Origin of the sequence: Citrobacter sp. S46_ASV_140 (assembly GCF_018919545.1) — a bacterium.
Classification (GTDB): domain Bacteria; phylum Pseudomonadota; class Gammaproteobacteria; order Enterobacterales; family Enterobacteriaceae; genus Citrobacter; species Citrobacter braakii.
This window is the reverse complement of record NZ_JAHLRC010000133.1, coordinates 1-9,197: the sequence shown is the minus strand read 5'-3', so window position 1 is coordinate 9,197 and position 9,197 is coordinate 1. Positions and strand designations below refer to the sequence as shown.

Here is a 9,197-nt window from a genome sequence, read left to right as displayed (position 1 = left end):
CGAAGAGTTGACGCGAACGCTGGTCATCAATCCTGGTCGTATGCGCCAGAATGTGCAGTTAACGCATGGTCTTATTAATAGCGAAAAAATCATGATGCAGCTGGTGGAAAGGCTGGGCAAAGATGCCGCACATGAACGCGTCTACCAACTGGCAATGCGCAGCACGCATGAAGGCATCCCCTACGCTGATGTGCTGCGCGATGACCCTCTTATTCGCCAGCACTTTAGCGATTCAGAAATTAATACGCTGCTGGATCCTGCTCACTACATCGGCCTTTGCGCAGAAATCGCCGAGGAAACGGCCGCTCGCGTATGGGAGAAAGACAATGGCTGATCCCCTGCTTTCTCTGGCAAGTGAACGCATTGTCACCCCGAATGGAATCGAAAGCGGCTATCTGCATATTGAAAGCGGACGTATTTCTGGCCTCGACAGTACACCGCGAGGAAAAATCGTCGATTATCGCCATGCCATGCTGATGCCCGGTTTTGTGGATATTCACGTTCACGGCTGGGGGAGAGGGTCGTTTGCCTGGAGAGGTGAACGCCGTTCTTTGCAGGCGATGAGCCGGGATCTGGTTAACGCCGGGGTTACCGCGTGGCTTGCAACATCAGCCACCCAGTCGGAAACGTTCTTGCTGGAGAGTCTTTCCACCGCCGCAGACTGGATTGCAGACGCAAAAGCGGAAGATGGTGCCGAAGCGGTGGGTATTCATATGGAAGGCCCCTTTATTAACCCTGCATACAGCGGAATGCAGAGCAAGGACGCGATTCAACCACCCGGTATCGAAGGATTCAAACGCTATCAGCACGCCGCGAGGGGAAATATCCGTCTGATGACGCTCGCACCTGAACTGCCGGGCGCCCTGGCGCTAATCCGCTATTTACGCCAGTCAGGCGTCACCGTGTCAGCCGGTCATACCGACGCCACCTTTGATGAAACCACCCTCGCCATTGAAGCCGGTTTAACCCACTTTACCCATGCATTTAGCGCCATGCGCGGGCTGCATCACCGGGAGCCTGGCGTGGTGGGGGCGCTGATGTACCATCAGAATACGTATGCCGAGGTGGCAAAGCAGAGCGGGATTACGTTGCGACCAGAAGTGTTCGACATTCTCTATCGGTTGAAAAAAGATCGCCGGTTGGTCATGGTCAGCGATTGTCTGGGATATGTGGATTTTCCCGAAGGATCAGAATTCCACCATTACCTGCGCCAGGAGACGTTTCGCATTCACAATCATTGTCTTGAAATCACCGACCACAGCGGAAAGACCCGAACGGTTTCACCCACGGAATGGTCCGAAGTGTGCAAACTGGAGATGAGCTTTCTGGACTCCGTGAAAAATGTGGTCGACAGGCTGGAAAAAGGCTGGGTTTCAGCCGCGCAGATTGCCTGCCTTAATCCGGCAATCCTGGCGGGTGTTGACGCGAGAAAAGGCAGCCTGACGTCAGGAAAAGATGCCGATATTCTCGTGTTGGGTGCAGAGTTAAACCTGGAAGCCGTCTGGTGTCGCGGCGTTTCGCAACCTCTGGCTAAATAAAAATATCACTGTAATGCGTATCAAGAAAAATTTTTAACGCCTCCTGGCTCATTCCCTGAACCTGCTGAATAAATTCCTCAGCAGGTATTTTTTTGCGCGCGGAGGGAAGTCCATTTTCGCGTAATAACAGGAGATCGTCCTGCGTGAGCCAGAAATTCACTTTGACATAATCCAGCCCTGCGTAGCGGAGATGACTCGATATCTTGTTTGTAAAGGTAATCAGCAGGTCGAATTCGAGCTGCTGAAGCCGCGCAATCTCATTGATGTTGATGCAGGCGGGGATTTCAATATGGAAGCGGGAGAAAAGCATCTCTTTAAAATAGCCGACCTTACTCTCTGACGAGTTCGTCACAATAATGACCCGCTTTTTCTTATCGCCAACAACCCGATTTTTGAGCGCATACTTTTTGATAATCAGCACCAGGGTTGCCAGGTGAATAGCAGAAAAGGTCGTTTGCCAGTGATGTTCAATCTCCTTCACCGCATACTGGACATGATCCCATAGCTCAGGATAGCGTCGCTGGACATCATGGAGCTTTTTATCATCGAACCAGAGATGAAATTTATTCTGGATGATGGCGGCATAGATAAAATTATAAATCTCCGCAAACCAGGCGTGCTGATTGTGAATGGTGTTCTCCAGACATCCGGCTAAAGCATGACAGGTGCGCTTAACGTAAGAGACCAGCCGGGCGTCGTATAATGTGAAGGGGCGATGAGTAAACGTCAGTGAAGCAATCAGCAGATCCAGACAGATATTTTCATCCGCATCAGGCAATACGCCATAAGGAAAGGTTGTCAAAAACTCAGCCGCCGAACTCTCCGTAATTCTGTGTCCCCTGCGGATACGGTGCAGGGCAAGGCTAAGATAGACCAGTAAGTATTTTCTGCCGTTATATCCCAGGGCGATGACCGGACTGATTTTATCTTCGTAATAGTCTGCCGCCTGGTTTATCTCTGCTGCACACTCATGAAGAAACTGTTCGGCAATTGAACGGCCTGTCGGCTCATTGGCCTGGTGGGCGATAAGTCGGTGATCCTCACCAATTTCGACCGTTTTTAATATCGTCATGCACGCCGCCAGCCGCAGCTGGAACTCATCCCCCGCAAGCCGGGAGCCCTTACGCGGGATACTTTGCACAATCAGATCGCGTTCCTGCACCAGGCTCATCATGACGGGATTATCATTTTTTACCGTTCCCGCACTGACATAAAATTTTTTGTAATAATCATTTTTATTCACCACATCGTGCAAACAGAGCGCCACAAAGAGATCCTTCACCCTCTCTTCTGCCGTAGTGATATAGCGATTAAACTGGACGCGCGCTAAAAACTGTCGGTATTCGCTGTAGCCAATCCGGGTGGTAATAAACTGATTATCCTGATGTAGCTGGACATTCTCTGGCAGAAGTTCATTGAGCTCTTTCATTGTCCGTTTTAGCGTGGAGAGCGTTTTACCGAAACGCTCGACGGCCTCTTCAACGGGGAGCGGACTGTTGTCCTGGAGATATTTCAGAAAAGAGAGATCAAAATGATTCATGAACGCCTGCCAGTTAATTATGCAGGGCACATCATAGAGGAAAAGCTCAATTAAAACCGTGACCCGTCGCGAGTCACGGTTGATTATAGCCCCATCGCCGTGCCTGCCAGTAGCCAGAGATTGAGCGCCACGACCAGTATCACAATGACCCAGCCAATCTGTTTAACGCAACGACGATTGACCAGATCCCCCATCAGCTTACTGTCGCTGGTGAAGATCAGCAGCGGCACCAGCGCCAGCGCGATACCAAAACTGAGCAACACCTGACTCATCACCAGAATACGGGTCGGATCCAATCCCATCAGAATTACAATAAATGATGGCATCATGGTGACGGTACGGCGTATCCATAGCGGAATGTGAAAACGGATAAACCCTTGCATCACCACCTGCCCCGCCAGCGTACCGACCACGGTAGAAGAGAGTCCCGCAGCCACCAGGCTTAAACCAAACACCGTCGCTGCAGCGTGACTCAACAACGGTTCAAGGGTCAGATACGCCTGATCGAGATCGGCAATACCGGTATGCCCGCTAAAATGAAATGCAGCGGCAGCCGTCGCCATCATCGCCAGATTGACAAATCCGGCAATCGTCATGGCGATAGCCACATCCCATTTAGTGGCCGCATAGCGCTGTTGGCGTGTTCCGCCGTGCAAATGCTGAGTTAAGGAAGAGTGCAGATAAATGACGTGCGGCATGATAGTCGCACCGAGCACCCCAGCGGCCAGAAACACCGCTTCGGAATTAGGCAGGCTTGGGATCACCATTCCCTTACTAAGCTGCGCAAAGTTCGGTTGGGAAAAAACCAGCTCCACAATGTAAGCCGCGGCCACAAACAGCAGCAGGCCGCCAATCACCTTTTCCAGCGGTTTTTGACCGCGACGCTGCAGCATCAGAATTAAGAACGTCGCGATACCGGTGAGTACGGCCCCTTGCAATAAGGAAACGCCGAGGATCAGTTTGAAGCCAATCGCAGCGCCAATAAACTCAGCAAGGTCTGTTGCCATAGCGATAATTTCTGCCTGCACCCAGTAGAACCACACCACCGGGCGAGGATAGTGATCGCGAATTTGCTCCGCCAGGTTTTTACCCGTAGCAATGCCGAGTTTTGCCGACAGCACCTGAATCAGCATCGCCATCAGGTTTGCCCAGACCACCACCCACAGCAATTGATAACCAAAGCTGGCCCCTGCCTGGATATTGGTGGCGAAGTTACCCGGATCGATATAGCCGATCGCCGCAATGAACGCAGGTCCCATTAATGCGAGCTTCAACTTGCGCGCTGCCCGCCCACTGCTACTCTCAACGCGATCGTTAGTCATTTTAGTGCCTCAGAAACATAGCCTTTGCTATATTTCAAGCTACGCCTACTGAGAATGATTATCAAATTCATTTTAATGGGTGACGTTGATTTCTCTGATAGCGTTTGTCTATGGATCGATAAGGATTCTGGAAATACCGGCGAGATGTTTAATTATTGTTATGAGAATAGCACAATGACATAACTTTTCACTTCCATACTAAACATAACGGAAGTGTATCACCGATCACTAATTTTGAATCTCGTCACAGGTCCTTATTATAGTGTGTGTTTGATCTCGTTTTCTTTATGGTTGTTACATAGAATGTGCACGAAAACTAAACCTGCCTCATATTTGGAGCAAATATGGACCGCGTTCTTCATTTTGTCCTGGCCCTTGCCGTGGTTGCGGTACTCGCACTGCTGGTAAGCAGTGACCGTAAAAAAATCCGCATTCGTTATGTTATTCAATTGCTTGTTATCGAAGTGTTACTGGCATGGTTCTTCCTGAACTCTGATGTCGGTCTGGGCTTCGTGAGAGGCTTCTCCGAGATGTTTGAGAAACTGCTCGGGTTTGCTAATGAAGGGACAAACTTTGTCTTCGGTAGCATGAACGATAAAGGCCTGGCATTCTTCTTCCTGAAAGTGCTTTGCCCGATCGTCTTCATCTCCGCCCTGATCGGTATTTTGCAGCATATCCGCGTACTGCCGGTAATCATCCGCGCGATTGGTTTCCTGTTATCCAAAGTAAACGGTATGGGCAAACTGGAATCCTTCAACGCCGTCAGCTCTCTGATCCTGGGTCAGTCCGAGAACTTTATCGCCTATAAAGATATTCTCGGCAAAATGTCTCGTAACCGTATGTACACCATGGCAGCAACGGCGATGTCGACTGTTTCCATGTCTATCGTCGGCGCGTACATGACCATGCTGGAACCGAAGTATGTGGTTGCGGCGCTGGTTCTGAACATGTTCAGCACCTTTATCGTGCTGTCGCTGATCAACCCGTACCGCGTTGACGCCAGCGAAGAAAATATCCAGATGTCTAACCTGCACGAAGGCCAGAGTTTCTTCGAAATGCTGGGTGAATACATTCTGGCTGGTTTCAAAGTGGCAATTATCGTTGCGGCGATGCTGATTGGTTTCATCGCACTGATCGCTGCCCTGAACGCTCTGTTCGCCACCGTGACCGGTTGGTTTGGCTACAGCATCTCCTTCCAGGGCATCCTGGGTTACATCTTCTACCCGGTTGCATGGGTAATGGGTGTGCCGTCCAGCGAAGCGCTGCAGGTAGGCAGTATCATGGCAACTAAACTGGTTTCCAACGAATTCGTTGCGATGATGGATCTGCAGAAAATCGCCGCTACGCTCTCCCCGCGCGCAGAAGGCATCCTGTCCGTGTTCCTGGTTTCCTTCGCTAACTTCTCTTCCATCGGTATTATCGCCGGTGCGATTAAAGGCCTGAACGAAGAGCAAGGTAACGTGGTTTCTCGCTTTGGTCTGAAGCTGGTGTACGGCTCTACGCTGGTGAGCGTACTGTCCGCATCTATCGCCGCACTGGTGCTGTAAGCGTAAGACAACGTCGCAGTAATAAGACCGGGGAGATTCATATTCTCCCCGGTTTTTTTATGCCTGCGATTCAGCAAACCGAAGAGATAAAGAGTAAGAACTGGCAGGATGCAGAAACAAAAAACCCCCGCTTTTCAGCGAGGGTTTAAATTTTGGTGGAGCTAAGCGGGATCGAACCGCTGACCTCTTGCATGCCATGCAAGCGCTCTCCCAGCTGAGCTATAGCCCCACGATGCTTTTACGTACGTACCAAATTCATTGGGATTAAATTTGGTGGAGCTAAGCGGGATCGAACCGCTGACCTCTTGCATGCCATGCAAGCGCTCTCCCAGCTGAGCTATAGCCCCACGATGCTTTTACGTACGTACCAAATTCATTGGGATTAAATTTGGTGGAGCTAAGCGGGATCGAACCGCTGACCTCTTGCATGCCATGCAAGCGCTCTCCCAGCTGAGCTATAGCCCCATTACGTAAAGCTTGTCGAGTTGACGGGCGGCATCATATGAATTCCCTTCGCGTGTGTCAACGGCAAAATTAACTCATAGAATTCAATCGCTGAAAAAGCAGTCAAATGAAGAACATTGCGTAACAACTCGCATTCAGTAGTTAAACGCGTCACGGTTTCTACTAAAATGGTGCTATAAAATGAACCACTAATTAACCCCACGACTATTCAGGGAATCGTTATGTTCAAGGAACGGATGACGCCAGAAGAACTTGCTAATCTGACCGGATACAGCCGACAGACCATCAATAAATGGGTACGCAAAGAAGGTTGGGCGACATCACCAAAACCAGGCGTTCAGGGCGGTAAAGCCCGGCTGGTTCACGTCACCGAACAAGTTCGTGAATACATTCGCAGCGCTGAGCGTTCAGCCGAAGGTTTGTCAGATAACTTATCGATATCCGGCGATACCTCTGTTGAAGCGCTGCTGATTAGGCTCGCCAAAGAAATGACGCCGACAGAACAGAAAATGTTTACCTCACTGATCCTGCGTGAAGGCATTACGGGTTTATTACAGCGTTTAGGGATCCGCGAAAACAAATAATATGAAAAAATTACGCAGCAAAATGACGACCGAAGAGCTGGCGGAATGTCTCGGGGTTGCCAAACAAACCGTCAATCGTTGGATCAGAGAACAAAACTGGACTACCGAAAAGTTTCCCGGCGTTAAAGGTGGTCGTGCAAGACTGATTCATATTGACTCCAGCGTCCGCGCGTTTCTGCTCAATATTCCCGCTTTTCGCAAAGTCCCTGAAGTTTATCAGGCTGAAGAACCGCTGGCAGAATACACCCACGTAGTACGCAGCCACGCGTGTCGCCAGATAATTAGCGCACTGGACAACATGTCCCCCACGGAACAAGAAAAGCTGGCGATGTATATTTCGCGCGAAGGTATTCGCACTTTTCTTACTCGTTTGGGTATTGATGAGTCTGAATAACAGGCAAAAAAAACGGCAGGATACGCTCCTGCCGTTGTTTCATCGGTCAATCAGTCTTATTGCTGGCTTTCACGCTCAGCAATAAACGCCAGCGCTTTATTAATACGCTCAATGCTGCGGGATTTACCAATCGCATGCACCGTAACGTCTAACGCTGGGGACTGACCCGCGCCGGTAACGGCTACGCGCAGCGGCATCCCGACTTTACCCATGCCAACTTCCAGTTCATCAGCCGTTGCCTGAATCGCATGGTGCACGTTTTCTGCCGTCCACTCGCTAATCGCAGCCAGCTTGTCGCGAACCACTTCCAGCGGCTGACGCGCAACCGGGCGCAGGTGTTTCTTCGCTGCATCAGCGTCGAACTCGGCAAAGTCTTCGTAGAAATAGCGGCAGCTCTGCGCCATCTCTTTCAGCGTTTTGCAGCGCTCACCGAGCAGTTTAACCAGCTCTGACAGCTGCGGGCCTATGCGGGTATCGATATTTTCCTGCTCAATGTGCCATTGCAGATGGGTTGCTACATATTCCGGCGCCAGCGCATTAATATAGTGATGGTTCAGCCACTGCAGTTTTTCAGTGTTAAACGCACTCGCAGACTTGCTCACCGCACCGAGGGAGAACAGTTTGATCATCTCTTCACGGGTGAAAATTTCCTGATCGCCACTGGACCAGCCCAGACGCACCAGATAGTTCAGCAGCGCTTCCGGCAGGTAACCGTCGTCGCGGTATTGCATAACGCTGACCGCACCGTGACGTTTGGAGAGTTTTTTACCATCGTCACCGTTGATCATTGATACGTGTGCGTACACTGGCACCGGCGCGTTCAGCGCTTTCAGGATATTGATCTGACGCGGAGTGTTGTTGATATGGTCTTCACCACGAATAACGTGGGTGATTTCCATATCCCAGTCGTCGACAACAACGCAGAAGTTGTAGGTCGGGGAACCGTCGGTACGGCGAATGATCAAATCATCCAGCTCCTGGTTGCTGAATTCGATCGGCCCACGGATCTGGTCGTCAAAAATAACGGAACCGTCCTGCGGGTTGGCAAAACGAACCACGCAAGGTTCATCAGCAGCGTGATGCTCGTGGCCGTGGCGGCAGCGGCCGTCGTAACGCGGCTTCTCACCGTTCGCCATCTGCTCTTCGCGCAGCGCGTCCAGACGCTCTTTAGAGCAGTAGCATTTATATGCGGTGCCTGCTTCCAGCATTTCATCAATCACCGCGTTGTAGCGATCAAAACGTTTGGTCTGGAAGTACGGGCCTTCATCCCATTCCAGATTCAGCCAGTTCATGCCATCCATAATGGCTTCAATAGCTTCCGGAGTGGAGCGTTCGAGATCGGTGTCTTCAATACGCAGCACAAACTCACCGCCATGGTTGCGTGCAAAAAGCCAGGAATAAAGAGCAGTACGCGCACCGCCGACGTGCAGGTAGCCTGTCGGGCTTGGCGCGAAGCGAGTTTTGATTTTCATGAAATGGCCTTACGTTTATAAAGATGCCGACAACCGGCAAATCCAGGGAAGATTATCAGGCTCGTATTCTATCACCGTGGTCTGATTCCTCAATGTTGTTCAGGTTGGAACATTACGCTTTGCCATTTTCGTATACAAATCATGCCGCACGGACTGTTTTGCGATCGTTTTGTTTAAATTTACGACGAACGAACAATTTCTTTAGAAAATGCGTTGACTCATTTTCAACTCTCCCTATAATGCGACTCCACACAGCGGGGGTGATTAGCTCAGCTGGGAGAGCACCTCCCTTACAAGGAGGGGGTCGGCGGTTCGAACCCGTCATCACCCACCAC

7 protein-coding genes, 4 tRNA genes and 1 pseudogene are annotated in these 9,197 nt (G+C 50.6%); 6 read left to right on the top strand and 6 right to left on the bottom strand.

Features of this window, described 5'->3' with window-relative positions:
* Positions 1-334 (top strand): annotated as a pseudogene (locus KQJ19_RS20520) (adenylosuccinate lyase family protein); the annotation flags it as partial.
* Entirely contained in the window at positions 327-1,538 is a 1,212-nt protein-coding gene (locus KQJ19_RS20515; protein ID WP_200046902.1) for an amidohydrolase family protein, read from the top strand. The pseudogene KQJ19_RS20520 and the gene KQJ19_RS20515, both read left to right, overlap by 8 nt.
* On the opposite strand, the gene KQJ19_RS20510 is transcribed toward KQJ19_RS20515, so the two are convergent.
* On the bottom strand, positions 1,531-3,078 hold the full coding sequence (locus KQJ19_RS20510) for a hypothetical protein (protein WP_216404061.1): 1,548 nt from the start codon (positions 3,076-3,078) through the stop codon (positions 1,531-1,533). The two genes, KQJ19_RS20515 and KQJ19_RS20510, sit on opposite strands and share 8 nt — an antisense overlap.
* 83 nt (positions 3,079-3,161) lie before the next feature.
* Positions 3,162-4,400 (bottom strand): Nramp family divalent metal transporter, encoded by a 1,239-nt coding sequence (locus KQJ19_RS20505; RefSeq protein ID WP_153690164.1) that lies wholly within the window; start codon positions 4,398-4,400, stop codon positions 3,162-3,164.
* Between the two features lie 344 nt (positions 4,401-4,744).
* On the opposite strand from KQJ19_RS20505, the gene nupC reads away from it, so the two are divergent.
* Positions 4,745-5,947, top strand: a complete 1,203-nt coding sequence (nupC, locus tag KQJ19_RS20500) for a nucleoside permease NupC (protein WP_016153912.1) — start codon at positions 4,745-4,747, stop codon at positions 5,945-5,947.
* 153 nt (positions 5,948-6,100) lie between these two features.
* On the opposite strand, the gene KQJ19_RS20495 is transcribed toward nupC, so the two are convergent.
* The 3 genes from KQJ19_RS20495 to KQJ19_RS20485 form a co-directional block, all read right to left on the bottom strand.
* Positions 6,101-6,176: transfer RNA gene (locus KQJ19_RS20495), tRNA-Ala, on the bottom strand.
* 42 nt (positions 6,177-6,218) lie between these two features.
* A tRNA-Ala gene (locus tag KQJ19_RS20490) sits at positions 6,219-6,294 on the bottom strand.
* Positions 6,295-6,336: 42 nt separating this feature from the next.
* Positions 6,337-6,412, bottom strand: a tRNA-Ala gene (locus KQJ19_RS20485).
* A gap of 221 nt (positions 6,413-6,633) precedes the next feature.
* Between KQJ19_RS20485 and KQJ19_RS20480 the strand changes: the two genes are divergently transcribed.
* Together KQJ19_RS20480 and KQJ19_RS20475 are read left to right on the top strand one after the other, a co-directional pair.
* Positions 6,634-6,996, top strand: a complete 363-nt coding sequence (locus tag KQJ19_RS20480; RefSeq protein WP_047499824.1) for a YfeC-like transcriptional regulator — start codon at positions 6,634-6,636, stop codon at positions 6,994-6,996.
* A gap of 1 nt (position 6,997) precedes the next feature.
* The gene (locus KQJ19_RS20475) at positions 6,998-7,390 is read left to right on the top strand and encodes a YfeC-like transcriptional regulator (protein WP_016153914.1); all 393 of its coding nucleotides are present in this window, start codon (positions 6,998-7,000) and stop codon (positions 7,388-7,390) included.
* Positions 7,391-7,446: 56 nt separating this feature from the next.
* On the opposite strand, the gene gltX is transcribed toward KQJ19_RS20475, so the two are convergent.
* Positions 7,447-8,862 carry a glutamate--tRNA ligase gene (gene gltX / locus KQJ19_RS20470; RefSeq protein WP_137380939.1) on the bottom strand — a complete coding sequence of 472 codons (1,416 nt, stop codon included), beginning with the start codon at positions 8,860-8,862 and terminating at the stop codon, positions 7,447-7,449.
* Positions 8,863-9,120: 258 nt separating this feature from the next.
* Between gltX and KQJ19_RS20465 the strand changes: the two genes are divergently transcribed.
* Positions 9,121-9,196 (top strand) — tRNA-Val (locus tag KQJ19_RS20465).
* The last annotated feature ends 1 nt before the right edge of the window (position 9,197 follow it).